This is a genomic window from Castellaniella sp. (assembly GCF_041675725.1).
Classification (GTDB): domain Bacteria; phylum Pseudomonadota; class Gammaproteobacteria; order Burkholderiales; family Burkholderiaceae_B; genus Castellaniella.
This window is the reverse complement of sequence record NZ_JBAYTI010000035.1, coordinates 14,712-30,047: the sequence shown is the minus strand read 5'-3', so window position 1 is coordinate 30,047 and position 15,336 is coordinate 14,712. Positions and strand designations below refer to the sequence as shown.

11 protein-coding genes are annotated in these 15,336 nt (G+C 63.4%); 5 read left to right on the top strand and 6 right to left on the bottom strand.

Annotated elements, in window-relative coordinates:
* On the top strand, window positions 1–3,539 hold a 3,539-nt coding region (locus tag WCZ84_RS08685), incomplete at its 5' end, for a type I secretion C-terminal target domain-containing protein (protein WP_372685876.1).
* A gap of 123 nt (window positions 3,540–3,662) precedes the next feature.
* On the opposite strand, the gene WCZ84_RS08680 is transcribed toward WCZ84_RS08685, so the two are convergent.
* The 3 genes from WCZ84_RS08680 to WCZ84_RS08670 form a co-directional block, all read right to left on the bottom strand.
* Window positions 3,663–5,570 carry a LapD/MoxY N-terminal periplasmic domain-containing protein gene (locus tag WCZ84_RS08680; RefSeq protein WP_372685875.1) on the bottom strand — a complete coding sequence of 636 codons (1,908 nt, stop codon included), beginning with the start codon at window positions 5,568–5,570 and terminating at the stop codon, window positions 3,663–3,665.
* Between the two features lie 9 nt (window positions 5,571–5,579).
* Complete coding sequence (locus tag WCZ84_RS08675) at window positions 5,580–6,272, bottom strand: transglutaminase-like cysteine peptidase (RefSeq protein WP_372685874.1); 693 nt, start codon at window positions 6,270–6,272, stop codon at window positions 5,580–5,582.
* A gap of 122 nt (window positions 6,273–6,394) precedes the next feature.
* Entirely contained in the window at window positions 6,395–7,882 is a 1,488-nt protein-coding gene (locus tag WCZ84_RS08670; protein ID WP_372685873.1) for a TolC family outer membrane protein, read from the bottom strand.
* A 478-nt stretch (window positions 7,883–8,360) separates the two neighbouring features.
* Between WCZ84_RS08670 and WCZ84_RS08665 the strand changes: the two genes are divergently transcribed.
* The 4 genes from WCZ84_RS08665 to WCZ84_RS08650 all read left to right on the top strand — a co-directional run bounded on the left by WCZ84_RS08665 (window position 8,361) and on the right by WCZ84_RS08650 (window position 12,409).
* Window positions 8,361–9,341 (top strand): TRAP transporter substrate-binding protein, encoded by a 981-nt coding sequence (locus WCZ84_RS08665; protein ID WP_372685872.1) that lies wholly within the window; start codon window positions 8,361–8,363, stop codon window positions 9,339–9,341.
* Window positions 9,342–9,372: 31 nt separating this feature from the next.
* The gene (locus tag WCZ84_RS08660; RefSeq protein ID WP_372685871.1) at window positions 9,373–9,921 is read left to right on the top strand and encodes a TRAP transporter small permease; all 549 of its coding nucleotides are present in this window, start codon (window positions 9,373–9,375) and stop codon (window positions 9,919–9,921) included.
* A gap of 12 nt (window positions 9,922–9,933) precedes the next feature.
* Window positions 9,934–11,205 (top strand): TRAP transporter large permease, encoded by a 1,272-nt coding sequence (locus WCZ84_RS08655; protein WP_372685870.1) that lies wholly within the window; start codon window positions 9,934–9,936, stop codon window positions 11,203–11,205.
* A gap of 64 nt (window positions 11,206–11,269) precedes the next feature.
* Complete coding sequence (locus WCZ84_RS08650) at window positions 11,270–12,409, top strand: mandelate racemase/muconate lactonizing enzyme family protein (protein WP_372685869.1); 1,140 nt, start codon at window positions 11,270–11,272, stop codon at window positions 12,407–12,409.
* A 76-nt stretch (window positions 12,410–12,485) separates the two neighbouring features.
* Here WCZ84_RS08650 and otnC read toward each other — a convergent pair whose 3' ends face one another.
* From otnC to otnK, 3 genes are read right to left on the bottom strand one after another with little or no spacing between them, the layout of a single operon-like run.
* Window positions 12,486–13,148 carry a 3-oxo-tetronate 4-phosphate decarboxylase gene (gene otnC / locus WCZ84_RS08645; protein WP_372685868.1) on the bottom strand — a complete coding sequence of 221 codons (663 nt, stop codon included), beginning with the start codon at window positions 13,146–13,148 and terminating at the stop codon, window positions 12,486–12,488.
* Entirely contained in the window at window positions 13,145–14,086 is a 942-nt protein-coding gene (ltnD, locus tag WCZ84_RS08640) for an L-threonate dehydrogenase (protein ID WP_372685867.1), read from the bottom strand. Before ltnD ends, otnC begins: the two co-directional genes overlap by 4 nt.
* Window positions 14,083–15,336: a 3-oxo-tetronate kinase gene (gene otnK / locus WCZ84_RS08635; protein WP_372685866.1), complete on the bottom strand. Its 1,254-nt coding sequence runs from the start codon at window positions 15,334–15,336 to the stop codon at window positions 14,083–14,085. The genes ltnD and otnK overlap by 4 nt, the downstream gene beginning before the upstream one ends.

Here is a 15,336-nt window from a genome sequence, read left to right as displayed (position 1 = left end):
TTACGGTGCCGCGCGGCGAGACCGCGATCACGGTGACGGTGCCCACGCATGACGATGGGGTGTTCGAGGGCGATGAGTTCTTCACGCTCGATGGCGCGCTCACGGGCACGGTCAATGGCGTGCCCTTTGGGGGCGCCGGTGAGGAGATTACGGCCACGGGTACAGGCGGCATTATCGATGCCGACAGCCTGCCGCTCCTCGTCGCTGGTGAAACCCGGGTGTCCGAGGAAGGCCTCGAGCACGGCTTGCCCGATGACGACGGGGTGGACGACACCACTGACTCGCCCACCAGCGAGGGGTCGATTGGCATCACGCATCCCCATCCGACTATCGTGACGCTTGGCCTGCCGTCCGAAGACGCCCTGCAGGCGGGTGGCGAGGATGTAGAGTGGGCGTTGTCCGGCGGCGATCGGATCCTGACGGGATCCGTGCAGGGCCAGCCGGTCGTGACCATCACCATCGACAACAACGGCCGCTATGAAGTCGAACTGCATCAGCCCGTGGACCATCCCGACACGACCCAGGAGGACGTGATCGATTTCGAAGTGCCTATCTCCGTGCGGGATATATTTGGCAATTCGGCCCACACCACGCTGAAGGTTACGGTCGAGGATGACGCACCGGAAGCCATCGATGACAGCCACATAATCATGGTACCCGTCAGCGAAGTGATCGTCACCGGTCTGGAAGGCGGCTTCACCAACGTCAAGTACAAGCAGAGCGAACCCGCAGGTACCAACAGGGACAGGGATTCGGATGCCTATTACGAGGAATTGCGCTGGGGTACGGCAAGTTCGAGCGGTACCGGAAAGTCAGGGTATGACTATTACGATAACGAGGACTTTCGCAGCAACACGGACAACCTGATCGGCTCTACGTTCAAACTGGGTACGTTCACCCACCTGAACAATTCGATCAGCACGGGCAGCGGCGAGCTGGTATCAACGGATCTGGTGGTGAAGTTCATCGTTTCCATCGATGGCCAGCCGCATGAGATCGAACACACCATCAGGCTCACGCACACGGAGACGCCGAATAACTCGGGGTCGGCCGCAGGCGATCGCGACATCGTCGCGATCGACGCCTCGACGTTGTCCTCTACCTTTACCGTGGGCGACCGGACCTTCGAGTTCACGATCGACGGCTTCAAGAACGACGAATACTCAGATCCTGTGTCGACTGTCTACACCTGGGAGAATTCTGACAACGTCTTCGATCTGTACGCCACGATTTCGGCTGTGGACGACATGCCGACCCTTTCGGGTGAAATCGAGGGTTCCATTCAGGTGGGGGCCGACGGCCCGGCCGATGCGGGTTTCATCACCTGGGAAGGCGCCACTGACAATGGCGATGGCACGTACACCATCACCAACGACTACGGCACGTTCACTGGCCACGACGATGGCTCTTATACGTTCGAGATGAGTCGCTCGGGCCGCGACGGCATGGCGGTGGGCGACGAGGAAGAGATGCGCTTCAGCTATACCGTCACCGATCGGGATGGCGATAGTGCATCGGCCGACGTCATCATCACCCTGAAGGGCGAACCCAATGAGCCCGACAGCGTGTTTGCGCAGATTCGTGTAGACGAGGATGCCGTGGCCGAGGGCGATGACCTGCACTATACCGTCACGCTGGTCGACAAGAACGGTGATCCGGTCGAAGTGCCTGCGGGCAAGAGCGTCCAGGTCAAGCTGGCCTGGGAAGGAGAGGCCGCCAACAATACCGATACGCTGGGCCGGCCTGCCAGTGTCACGATCGGCGCCGGCCAGAACCAGGCCACCTTCGTGGTCCGTACGGTGGACGACACCAATCCAGAACCCCAGGAAGATGTGACGGTTCGCATCACTGGGGTGGAAGGGGCGGCCGGCATACGGCCCGGGGGGGGCATGATCGGCGAGCAAAACACGGCCAGCAGCGTCATTCATGACGATGACCTGGTCACGTTCACGCCGCAGCCCGAGATCACCAACGTGGGGCTCAGTGTCAGTGCCTGGACGTATCAGGGTCCGCCCAGTGGCGGCCGCGACCGGCGCAGCGCCGAGCAAAAGGCCATCGATGAAGCCATCAACGACTTGCTGGATGGCTTGCGGGCAGGCACCGGCAAGCCCAATGGTTCCAATGGCGATGGCGCCAATACTGATCTGCTCGAAAGCACGGTTAAGGCGCTCGACCAGTATGCGCCCAACGGCGGCTATCAGGAAACCGCTGATGGTCGCAAGCACGGCTACGGTGGGCCCGCCGGCGAGCGGATCCTCGACAGCCTGGTCGCCCTGAATCCCAAGGCGGGCGGTGACACCGACAAGCAGAAGAACGTGGCGGTCGATACGGCTGTCCATGCGCACGGCATCATTTACCTGAAAGCCGGTGAAACCTATATCGTCAAGGCGCAGGGGGACGACAGCCTGCGGGTGGTCCTGGGCGACCGCGAAAACGGGGGCCAGCAGGTCGATCTGCGCTGGGGCACCGACAAGAGCACCTTCAAAGACTTCGAGTTCACGGCAGCCGAGTCGGGCCTCTACACGTTCGACATGTACATGCACAACCAGAATGGGGCGGGCATGTACAACGTGTCGATCGTGAACAAGGCCTCACCAGGCACGCCTATCGAGTTCTTCCCGGACTTCGACACCGCCCAGGCCCAGTTGCAGGACCAGAACGAGGGCTTCACGCTGGGGGGCCTGATCGGCACGGAAGACCACGGCCACTACCGGATCTACGGCTACAACGAAGGCGAGCAGGGCCAGGATATTGCGCTCACGCAGATCCTGCCGGAGTACTGGTCGCCCGATGACGCCACCGTGAGCATGACGGGCCTGCCCGATGGCGCCGTGCTGCGCGATGGCGACGGGCACGTATTCGTCGCCACGCCCGGCCATGGTCCGGCGGACTTGTCCGGCTGGGATACCGAAAGCCTGGTTCTGCTGTCCAATGTGCCGGGCAGCCATACGTTGACGGTCACGGTGAACGACTCTGGCGCTGAAGGGTTCGAACGCTCGCACGACGTCCAGATTCGTATCGACCCCGTCGAATTCCCGGATGGCATCACGACGCTGTCCGATGGCTCGACGAATCCCTTGATCGGTTCGGATGCGACCGATGTGCTGGTCGGCGGCGACGGCGACGATGTGCTCATCGGTGGCCGGGGGGACGACTTCCTGGTGGGTGGTGCGGGCGATGACGTCTTCAAGTGGGAATTCGGCGATGAGGGCTCGGTGGCTCACCCCGCTTCGGATACGATCCTGGACTTCGGCACGGGTCCGGCGGATCCTCGCGGGGCGGACCGGCTCGACTTGTCCGAACTGCTCGATGCCGACACCAGCGGCTCGCTGGATCAGTACCTGCGGGTCGAGGAATCGGGTGCCGATACGGTGATCAAGGTCGATACGGGGGGCCAGGTGGGCGCAGGCCACTTCGATCAGGAAATCATCCTGAAGGGGGTGTCGTTCGCAGACCTCGGCCTGGATGCGGGCTCGTCCCAGAATGACCTGATCAACAAGCTCATCGATGACGGCAAGCTGGACAACCCGATGGGTTGATGGTTCGCAGGCGCCCCGCCGGGTGGCGCCCTGAAAGAGATCCCTGCAGCATCGCCCGCCGGCGGCGCTGCAGGGACAACAGCAGGGCGGGGATCAGCAGGACGGGGATCGGCCGGGCGGAAATCAGCAGGGCAAGACCTGGATGCCCAGATCGCGCGCGGTTTCGCTGATGGCAGCCAGCAAGTGCCGGGCGGCCGGGTTGGCCGTTTCGTCGCGCTGCAGCTTGGCCGACAATCTGACGTAGGCGGGCTGCAGTGTTTTCAGGTGCAGCAAGGTTTCGACCTGCTCATCGACCCGTCGCAGGGCGATGGCCACACCGTGCGTCTGGACGGCATGGGCAAAGGCGATGGTTTCTTTGGGCGATGTCCCTAGGCTGAACGCATCCAGCTCGGTGATCAGGCGGTTGCGTACCTCGGGGTGTTCTTCCGCAAGCGTCGCAGCACAGCGTGCCAGGAAGGTACGATCCAGCAGCGACGCCAGCGAGATGCGCAGTACCAGCTCTTGCGGGTGTTCCCGAAGCCACGCAAGGGCCAGGGCCAGGCCATTGAGGTCGTACTCGCCGGCCAGGCCAAGACGCGCGGCGGCTGGCAGGAATTCGTGGCCGGACATGGGGTTTTCCTGGGCGGGGTCGTACAGCATCTGCCAAGCGAGCAGGCGGTGTGCCGGATCGGGGTATCCAGGATCCGGCTCTGTGTGTAGGCTGATGTGGCCGTTCTCGAGCGCCCGTTCGAGCAGCCTGCGCCATTGTTGCTCTCCTGCGCTGGTGGGTTTGGGCGTATGGGCGTCGTGTGTGCCGGGCAGGTATTCGATCTGCTGGTGTTGCGAGCTTTCGGCCCGCATCAGTGCGGTGTCCAGGCGCGCCAGGATGTCTGTTCCGGCTTCACCGGCATGGTAGTCTGTCAGGGCGGTGGCAAATCGGCATGGCGCTGCAGGGTCGGTGTGCAGCCGCAGCGCCATGAGCCGGTTGTGCAGGCCTTGTACCATCTGGATGGCATCGGGCCCCTCCATGCCCGGCAGCAGGCAGACAAAATCCGAACCGTTGAGCCGCGCCAACCAAGCCTGAGGGCCCATCGATTGCCGCAGTGCGGCTTCGATCTCGTGGCCCACCTCGCGCAGCCAGTGGTCCACCCGCTTTCGGCCGATGGACTGGTTCAGTCTGTGCAAGTGGCAGTGCCGGTACAGAAATAAATGGCCGCGCTCGGGCTGGCCGGATTCGGGTTGTTCCGTCATCTGGCGAAGTGCGTTGATGAAAAATTTACGGTTGGCCAGCCCTGTGGTGGGGTCGCGGTTCAGATCCAGTTCGAGCTGCAGGATCGTTTCTTCATGCTCGGCCACGGTGGCTTGCACTTGTTCATGGGCACGGTCGATGCTGTCGGTGACGTCGCGCAGCTCGGCCAGAGCGCCATGGCGGATGGGCGGCAGTTGGGCGTCGGCATCGGCGTGTGCAAGCGCATCGATACGCGCCTGCACGTCTTCTTGCAGGGCGCGGCGCAGCCAGCGCATCAGGAACAGCACGAACAGGGCCCACGCAAGGCCTGCGGCCAGCGTGATGGCGGCGATGCGCAGGGTGCCCTTCCACAGCGCGACGCGGGCAAAAGCATCATTTGCGCTCAGCCGCAACACGCCCAGCTCGCGCCAGCCGTCCGTGACGGCCTGCTGCGCCTCGTGGGGCTCGAGTGGCAACCAATGATCGAACCATGCCGGCACGGGGGCGGCTGCCCGATGCCCGAGGCTGTCCTGGCGTGTCGGGCCGAATTGAACTTCGACGTGTCCGTCGGCATTCACGAAGGCGATGTCGCGAAAATTTCCGCTGTCGAACAGGACCGTCAGCAACAGCGTCCGGGTCACGGGATCCTGGTTGGGTTCCTGTGAAAGAATCAATGCCATCGTGGTGGCTGCCGACTCGCTTTGCGCCTGCAGTTGCAGGTCGAGATAGTGTCGTGCCGCATCGATGCTGAAGTGGGTGACCCCGATCAGTACGATGGCCATCGCAAGCGTCACGCTTGTTATTAATTGTTTCAATAATGACATGATATGACCTTATGGGTGGCGGCGATAGCCCTCGGTGTGCATTCGATCCAGCAGATTGCGCCAGCGGCCGATCTGTTCAACAGGGGCTCGTTTGCCGCCCCAGGCGTAAATTCCCTGGCCGTTGAAGCTGAAGACGGGGGTCAGGTCAGGCCGTTTTTGCGCCGGCAGCATGTCGTCCAGCAGGCTGTCCAGGATCAGGGGTTCAGCGCCCGGCCGCGGGTAATAACCCAGCACCATGTGGGCGATCCGGGTGCCGCCGACCTCGGCGCGCACGTAGACCAGCCGCAGTTTTTCTGGATCCACCCCCAGGTCCAGCAGCGAAAAATACTTACCGATGACGAAGTCTTCACAATCGCCCGCGCCTTTTGCCAGCGACTCAATCGGGGTCGCCCAATAATCGGGCTGACCCCACAGCGTGTTGTCATCTGCCTGGCGCAGGCTGTGGTTCCAGAACGCATTGATGCGTTTCAATTGCTCGAGCTCGGTATGCCCGCGCGCCTGTGACAGCGCCTGCTGCCACGAGTCGACGGCGCGCCCGGCCCTGTGGCCATGGTGTTGGCGCGCATAAGCGGCCAGTTGGCCCGAGAGATCGGCCTGTACCGGCCACCCGTGTCCGACCCCGATAGCGGCGACGCACAGCAGCAGTATGCACAGCGGTGACGTGCGCGTGTGGCGGGAGGGGCACTGGGTGGGCATGGGCATGCCCAGATTGTGCCTGAATCAATACGCGAATGGTGTGCCTGGCATGAGACCATGCGGCCAGGCGCAAGCCCCACGAGGACCGTGGGGCTTGGCGGACCCGTCATACTGGGGATCCGGAGGGGTCAGTCCCAGGAACCCGCGGCAGGCTGAGCGCTGCTTTTGTTCAGCACGGGCGGCTTTGTACCCGAGCGATACTTGACCTCGATCGGTTCGAAGGAGCCGGGGTTGGGAAGCGGGGTCAGGCAGGCCTGCAGCATGTCATCCGGGAAGTTCAGGCCAGTGGCCTCTTTCGGGCTGTCGCTGTACGGATCACCCAGGCCGATGGCTGGCAACAGCCGATGCGCCATGCCCAGCCAGCGGTATTCGGCGATCTGCAGATCGTGTGTGCCGTTGTTGAGTGCCTGGCGGGCATCGAACAGCTCGTTTTCCGAGTCGAGCAGGTCGAGGAGGCTGCGTTCGCCAATCTTGAATTGCTCCATATAGGCGACCCGCACCTTGGATGAATCGAGCACGTGCTTTTCGAGGAACGGAATCTGCTGGCGCAAGCGCATGACCTCGTTCCAGGCGATGGCCAGTTCCTGCTCCACGTTGCGGCAGGTGTAGTTGCGGATATCCTGGGCGGCGTAGGTTCGGGCGGCTGCCTGCCGTACGCGCGCCGAATCCGAGCCCCCGCGATACAGGTTGAAGTTGGCCACCAGCTGGATGCGGCTGTTCTGGGCATTACGGTCCGGGTAGCCGGGGGGTTGATCCTGGCTGCGACCTGTGTCGGCCTGCAGTTCCAGGGTCGGGGCAAAACGGCCGCGCGCCGAGGCCTTGCCATGTTCAGCTGCCTGCACCAGCGCCTGCTTCGCCAGTACGGACGGGTTGCCCCGAATGGCGTCGCTGAAATTCTCTGCGGAAGCCGGGATTTCCCGGCTGACGTCCTGGGTGTCCAGAAGGCTGTCGGTGGGCGCCTTGCCCACGATCCGCTGGTAGCGCTGTGTAACGTCGTTCAGGTTGCCCGTGGCCACCATCACGTTGCTCTGGGCCAGGGCCAGGCGCGCATTGGCCTGGGCGACGTCTACGCCGCGCCCCACGCCCGATGCGCTGCGCTCGGAGATCAGACCCAGGGTCTTTCGGTGGGTTTCGTAGTTGTCGTTGGCCAGGCGGACTTGCTCGCGAAAGCGCTGGACGTCCAGGTAGGCGCGGGTCGCCTCGATGGCGACATTGTCCATGGTAGCTTTCAGGCCATAGTATTCGGACAGTTTCTCGAAGCCGAGTTCACGAACCCGGTTCAAGGTGGAAAACCCGTCGAACAACAGTTGCCTGAGGCTCAGGTTGTAGCCGGAGCCGTTCCAGTTCGAGGCATACCCGCCGTCGGCGTTGCTGCGCCAGCTGCGGCCGGTCCAGCCGGATACGTCGACTTGCGGGCGCAATGCGCCCCGCTCGATGGCCTGGTCTTCCAGGGTAGACTGAAAATGCTGGAATTGGGCGCTGATCTCGGGGTTGGTCAGGATGGCCAGCTCGACGGCCTGGGATAGGTTCGTGTTCTCTGCCGACGCGGGGCTTGTGATGGCGCCCCACGCGATCAGCGAGCCCATGAAGAGGGTTCGGGATAAATAAGAAGCCATAAAAATCTCGTTAACGGTTCTACTGAATGCGTTCGTGACGTCTGTGTGGCGGGTTGTGCTTCTTGAAAGGGGCTGCAGATTCAAATCCGGCTTGCGTGCCGCCGGGCATACGGGGGCACTGCGGCGACTTGTCGCCGACTGGTGATGCATGATCTTCAGGGTTTGATTGGCCCGCGTAACCGCGCCAGGGCAGGTATTTCGGAACGCGTCGAATAATCACTGTTAAGCAAGCCGGAGCCACCGGTTTCCCAACCAGTGTTCTTAAAGCATGAGATTGCGTTTTTGTGATTTGAAAAGCCGAAGAATTTTATAAGAAAAAACAGCTGGTTGCAAATGTAACTTTCCGGCTGAATCGAGTCGACCCCGTCGCACTGATGTGAACCCTGATAGGTTCCCGGCCGATCCCTTGCTAACATAACGGGAAATGGCGTCGGGCACCGGTTCGCACGTCTGCACACACCCACTCGGGAGACCTCTCATGAAATTTCGTTTTGCCGGCCCCTTGTTGGCCGTCTCGCTGGCCCTGTTTGGCTTCGGTCCCGCTCAGGCAGAAACCGAGCTGACTATCGCCCACAACCTGTCGCCCTCCTCGCACTATTCGGCAGGTGCCAAGGCCATGGCAGCCGACCTCGCCGAGCGCTCGGGCGGCAAGTTCAAGCTGGTCGAATCCTACGGGGGCAGTCTGGGGGGCGAGCGCGAACTCACCGAAGGTACGCAAATCGGCACCATCGATCTGGTCATTACGTCCACCGGCCCCATCGGCAACTTCGTGCCTGATACGCTGATACTCGACATCCCCTTCCTGTTTTCCAGCTACGATCAGGCTCATGCCGTGCTCGACGGCCCCATCGGCCAGGCGCTGCTCGAAAAATTTCCCGAACACGGCCTCAAGGCGCTCGCCTGGACGGAAAACGGTTTCCGCAATCTCACCAACAACGTACGGCCCGTCAAAGAACCGGCCGACGTGGCGGGGCTGAAAGTCCGCACAATGGAAAACGACATCCACATGGAAGCCTTCCGCACTTTGGGGATGCTGCCCACGCCCATGGCCTTCACCGAGCTCTTCACCGCGCTCGAACAGGGCACGGTCGATGGCCAGGAAAACCCCATCGGCGTGATCCTCTCGGCTAATTTCGCAGATGTTCAAAAATACCTGTCGCTCACGCAGCACGTCTATTCGCCTTCCATCATCCTGATCGCCCCAGCCGTCTGGAACGACCTCTCCGAAGAAGAGCAAGGCTGGTTCCTCGAGTCGGCCAAGGTGGGCTCCGAGGCCGTGCGCAAGAAAGTCCGCGAAGACGCCGACAATGGCGTGGCCATCCTGCGCGACAAGGGCATGCAGGTGATCGAGCAGGTGGATACCGCTGCCTTCCAAGATGCCCTGAAGCCCGCTTTCGACAAGTTCGCCGAGCAGTTCGGCAAGGACAACATCGAGGCCATCCGCGACTACAAACCCTGAGCCGCCACCACGGGTGAGGCCGGAACACGGCATGGTCACTTTTTTCAAGACGCTGGACAAATACCTGATCCGGGCCGCCATGGCGGCCGCCATCAGCCTGCTGGTCCTGATGACGGCCGTGTCCTTCTTCCAGGTCATCACCCGTTTCGTCTTCGAACAGCCCTCCACCTGGTCCGAGGTCACGTCGCGCACCCTGAACATCTGGATGATCTATCTGGGCCTGATCGTCGCCTGTCGCTACGGCCTGCTCATGGCGGTCGACACGCTGATCTCCCACCTGCATGGCCGGGCACGCGTGGTGTTGCTGGCGATCATCTCGATCATTTCCATTGCATTGCTGCTCATCGTCACCTGGTACGGCTACGAGATGGCGCTGCGGGTCAAGTTCCAGGCCCTGGCGGGCCTGCGCAGCCCCTTCACCGGCAAGAATATCTCGATTTCCTGGATGTACGCCGCCCTGCCCATCGGCGCGCTGCTTTCGGCGGTAGCCGTACTGGCCCACCTGATCGAGGAAATCGCGCGCTTCCGGTCGGGCGCCGAAGCCCTGATCCATTCCGATCGGGTCGACCACATCGTATAGGAGCCAGCACCCATGAGTGCATTCATGATCATTCTCATGGTGCTGCTGTTCGCGCTCAGCATTCCCATTGCCATTGCCATACTGGGGTCTGCGCTGGGCGGTGTGGTGTTCTTCACCAAACTCAATCCCCTGGTGATCGCCCAGCGGCTGGTCACCACGCTCGACAGCTTCCCCTTGCTGGCCATTCCGTTTTTCATCCTGGCAGGCAATCTCATGGAAGCCAGCGGTATTTCCCACCGCCTGGTCGAGTTTGCCAAGGCTCTGGTCGGCCGCTTGCAAGGCGGGCTGGCTGCTGCCTGCGTGATCACCTGCATGATTTTCGCCTCCGTCTCGGGGTCGTCCATCGCGACGACATTCGCCATCGGGGCCATCATCATTCCGGCCATGGTCAAGCATGGCTACCCGGTCCGTTTTTCCGCGGCGCTGCAGGCCACCTCGGCGGAGCTCGGGGTTATCATCCCGCCCTCCATCCCCATGATCATCTACGGTGTCAGCGCCGAAGTCTCCATCGGCGAGCTGTTCATCGCGGGCATCGGGCCCGGCATCCTGATCAGCACGGCGCTGATCATTTTCGTGCTCATCATGTGCCGCAGGAACGGCTGGGGCCACAAGGACGGTGAAGGCAGCATGCCGCTGGTACCGGCCATCGTCCAGGCTGCATGGGGCCTGGGCATGCCGGTCATCATCCTGGGCGGCATTTACCAAGGGGTGTTCACGCCCACCGAAGCGGCCGCCGTGGCCGTAGTGTATTCATTTCTGGTCGGCGTTTTTGTCTACCGCACGCTCAACTTCCAAAGTTTATATGTCGCCCTGCGCAAGTCGGTGATCTCGTCGGCGGTCATCATGTTCATCATCGCGGCGGCGGGCACGTTCAGCTTCCTGCTGACCCGCGCCGGCGTCCCGGCGGCCATCGGCAACTGGCTGGTCGAAATCTTTCACGGCCAGGTCGCGTTTCTGCTGGCCGTGAACGTCGTCCTGTTCTTCGTCGGCATGTTCATCGAGACCTCTGCGGCCATCATCGTCCTGGCGCCCATCCTGGCGCCGGTGGCAGCCCAATTTGGTGTGGATCCGATCCACTTCGGGCTCATCATGATCGTCAACCTGGCCATGGGGATGATCACGCCCCCCTTCGGTGTCAATTTGTTCGCCGCCTGCGAGGTGGCCCGCATCCCCATCGACCAGATCATCTCGCGGCTCGTGCCGTTCGTTCTGGTGATCGCCTGCTGCCTGATGATCATCACCTTCGTGCCGGAAATCTCGCTATTGTTCAGGCAACTCCGGTAGCCGCTCGCGCCGGGGCTGGCCGCAGCGGTCCGGAAAACCGTTCTTTCGATTTGGAGCCTTCGATATGGTTCAGGAACACCAGGCGCCGGATTTCCGGTCTGTCGACCCGATTGTGCAGGCGGAAATCCTGCTCGTGGACATTCCGGCCAAATTTCCGCGCCAGGATGCCATACAGCCGTTTCTCAAGCAGGAAACGCCCATGGTGCGCCTCACGACCCGCGACGGGGTGGTAGGGGTCGGCTACACCTACACCCTGGGTACCGGTGGTACCGGGCTGTGCCGCCTTCTGGCCGACACGCTGGCGCCGCAGCTGATTGGCGCCGATGCCCGCGCGGCAGAGGCGCTGTGGTGGCGCCTGAACCGTTCGATGAATTCGATCTCGCCGGGCATCGCCACCAGCTTGGCGCTTGCCGCAGTCGATATGGCGGTGTGGGATATTCGTTGCCAGCTGGCCGGCATGCCGCTGCATCTCATGGTGGGCGGCGCGCACCAGCGTCTGCCCCTCTACGATACCGAGGGCGGTTGGCTCAACATCGACGACGACGCGCTGGTGGCCAATGCCGTGTCGGCCCGCGAGCGGGGTTTTCACGGTTTCAAGGTCAAGGTGGGGCGCGCCCTGGCTGAAGACCTGAGACGCCTGCGCAAGGTGCGCGATGTTCTGCCCGACACCATGCAGATGATGATCGATGCCAATCAGATCTTCACGCAGGGCGAGGCCATATACCGTGCGGCGGCGTATGCCGCCGCCGGGGCGGCCTGGTTCGAAGAGCCCCTGCCGGCGTCAGACGTGCACGGCCATGCGCTGCTGCGGGCGTCCACGGCCATGCCCATCGCCGTCGGCGAAACCTTGCAGAATCCCCATGTATTCCGGGAATACATGCAGCAGGACGCCTGCTCCATCGTCCAGGTGGATGCCGCCCGGGTGGGCGGGATCACCCCTTGGCTCAAGGTGGCGCACATGGCCGAAGCCTTCAATTTGTCGGTGGCGCCGCACTATCTGATGGAACTGCACGTTTCCCTGGCGTGCGCCGTACCCAACGCCGGCTGGATCGAGCACATTCCGCAGCTCGACGCACTCCTGTCATCGCCATTGATGATGAGCCCCGATGGCTACGCCGTGCCGCCGGCCAAGCCTGGGCTGGGCATCGACTGGTGCTGGCCCACCATCGAGACGCTGAAATCGGCCGAGGGCGTGGTGCGCTGACGCGGCGCGGGCCGATGCAGGGGGGCAGGCCGATCCAGGGGCGCGGGCCGGTGCAGGGGCAGGCCGATGCGGCGGCTCAGATTTCAAGCTTGAAGACGGTTTTCAGCTCATCGATCTGCTGCGTGTTCAAGGGGCGTGTATCGACGTTCTTGAGCATCAGAAAGAGCTTCGCGGTTTCTTCCAGTTCTTCGGTTGCATCGAGGGCTGCCTCCAGAGAGGCCCCGGATACCACCGGACCATGGTTGGCGAGCAGTACGGCGGGGTGCCGCCTGGCGAGGCGCCCCACGGCCTCGGCCAGGTCGGGTGCCCCTGGCCGGTGGTAGGGGATCAACGGCAGGCGCCCGATTTTCATCACGAAATAGGCGGTGAGCGGCGGGATGCAATCCTGCGGGTCCAGGCCCGTCATGCACGATACGGCCGCCGAATACGTGGAATGCAGGTGCACGATCGCCTGAGCCGCCGGACGATGGGCATAGACGGCCTGGTGCAATACGGCTTCTTTAGAGGGGGGATCGCCCTGGATCAGCCGGCCCTGCGCATCCAGGCGCGAGAGCCGGGCCGGATCCAGCCGGCCCAGGCTGCTGTTGGCGGGGGTGATCAGCCAGCCATCGGCCAGGCGGACGCTGAGGTTACCGCTGCTGCCGGCCGTGAGGCCGCGGTCGAAGATCGACTTTCCGAGCAGAACCATGCGTTCGCGCAAGGCGCATTCGTGGGGGCGGGCAGGGGCCGAGTGGTTCATGGCTCGCCGCCTGTGACGTCATCCGGGTCGTCGCCTGGCAGCTGGATGCCGGCGTAGTTGCGGATCACGGCGCTGTCATCTTGTTGGCCGTAGCCGGCGTTGCTGGCATTCAGGAACAGGCTGTGGGCCAGTGCCGCGATCGGGGTGGGAAATTTCAATGCCTGGCCGGTATCGAGTACCAGCCCGAGATCCTTGACGAAGATGTCCACGCTGGAATGGGGGGTGTAATCGCCCTTTAATACGTGCGGCATACGGTTTTCGAACATCCACGAATTGCCCGCGGCGCTGGTGACCACATCGTAGAGCGTCTGCAGCGGAATGCCCGCCCGGCTGGCCAGCGCCATGGATTCGGCTGCCGCGGCGATGTGCACCCCGGCGAGCAGCTGATGAATGATCTTGACGGTGGACCCTTGGCCGATGTCCGGGCCGATCTCGAATACCCGGGCCGCAATGGCGTCCAGCAAGGGGCGCAGCCGGGCCAGTGTGCTGCTGGCGCCGGATGCCATCACAGTGATGCGGCCTTCGGCCGCGCGGATGGATCCGCCGGACACGGGCGCATCCAGCATGGGCAGGTCAAGGGCTTTGAGCGCATCGTTCAGGCGGCAGGCGTCGGCGGCGGATTGGGTCGCCGAGACCATGACCGGGGTGCCGGGCCTGAGGTGGGGCGCGATGCCGAGCGGGCCGAACAGCGCGCTACGGCATTGCGCCGCGTTGACCGGCAGCAGCAGTACCGCATCCAGCCGGCTGGCGAAGGCGCGCCCATCGGTGCCCACGGCCGTGGCGCCGGCTTGGCTGAGTGCATCGAGGGCCTCTTGGCGCACGTCGATGCCGTAAGTGGCCAGCCCGGCCCGAAGACAGGATCGCGCGGCCCCCATGCCCATGGACCCCAGGCCGATGACGGCGACGTGAAAAGGCGAGGGGGGTTCGGTCGTGCTCATGATGACATGGCCCTTAGGGCTTTTTCGTAGAAATCCGTCGACCCGAAATTGCCGCTCTTGAGGGCAAGCCGCAGCGCGGTGGGGTGTTCACTGGCCAGTATCGGGACCCCCGGATCGATCTCGCGCCCGACGCGCAACGCCTGTAGCCCCAGTGCGGTGACCACGGCCCCGGAGGTTTCACCGCCGCCGATGGCCAGCCGTCGGACGCCTGCCTCGACCAGCCGTTTGGCGAGGGCGCCAAAGAAATGCTCGATGCGGGCCGCCAGGGCGTCCCGACCGTAGCGGCTTTGGGCAGCGGCGACCTGGCTGGGCGGGGCGGTCGAATAGACGGCCGGCTGTTGCCCCAGGTGGGCCAGCACGAAGCCGCACGCCTGCTCGGGTGAAATCTCGCCGCGCATCAAGGCATCGGAATCCAGGAACAGCCCCGGATGGGACGCCAGATGGTGTTGAATCTGCCCGTTGGAGGCCTCTGAACACGATCCCGACAGGACCGCGCTCGGCCCGTCCAGCGGGGCGACATCGGCCTGCCGATCGGCCAGCAGGCCGGCCTGCCGGAAGTTGGCGGGCAGGCCCAGGGCGATGCCCGAGCCGCCGGTGACCAGCCGTTGGCCGGCGATGGCCTGGCCCAGCACATACAGGTCGGCATCCGATAGCGCGTCGGCGACGATCAGCGGCCGGCCGGCTTCGGCTTCGGCCTGCATGGCCTTGGCCACGGCTTCGGGGCCCTGCCTGACCACCGAGTAAGGCACCTGGCCGACCCCCAGCACCGTCTGGCGGCCCAGCCAACGGACGATGTCCGGGTCCGTCATCGGGTTCAGGGGATGATGCGCCATGCCGGATTCGCTGAGCAGCCGCCCGTCGACGAAAAGATGCCCCAGGCACAGTACGCGTCCGGTGGCGGGAAAGGCGGGGCAGACGATGGCGCTGCCGGCGTCTGTGGCGTCCAGCAGCGCTTCGGCTACGGGCCCGATGTTGCCGTGCGGCGTGGAATCGAAGGTGGAGCAGTATTTGAAGAAGAACTGCCGGCAGCCCTGTTCGCGCAGCCATTGCAAGGCCTGGAGTGATTGCCGGACGGCCTCGCCGGCCGGTATCGAGCGTGTCTTCAGCGCCACCACGCCCGCTTCGCAATCGGGTGCGGCCGCTGTTTGGGGGATGCCTGAAAATTGCGTGGTCGTCATCCCCCCCTTGGCCAGCGTATTGGCCAGATCGCTGGCCCCTGTGAAGTCGTCTGCGATGCATCCGAGCAACAT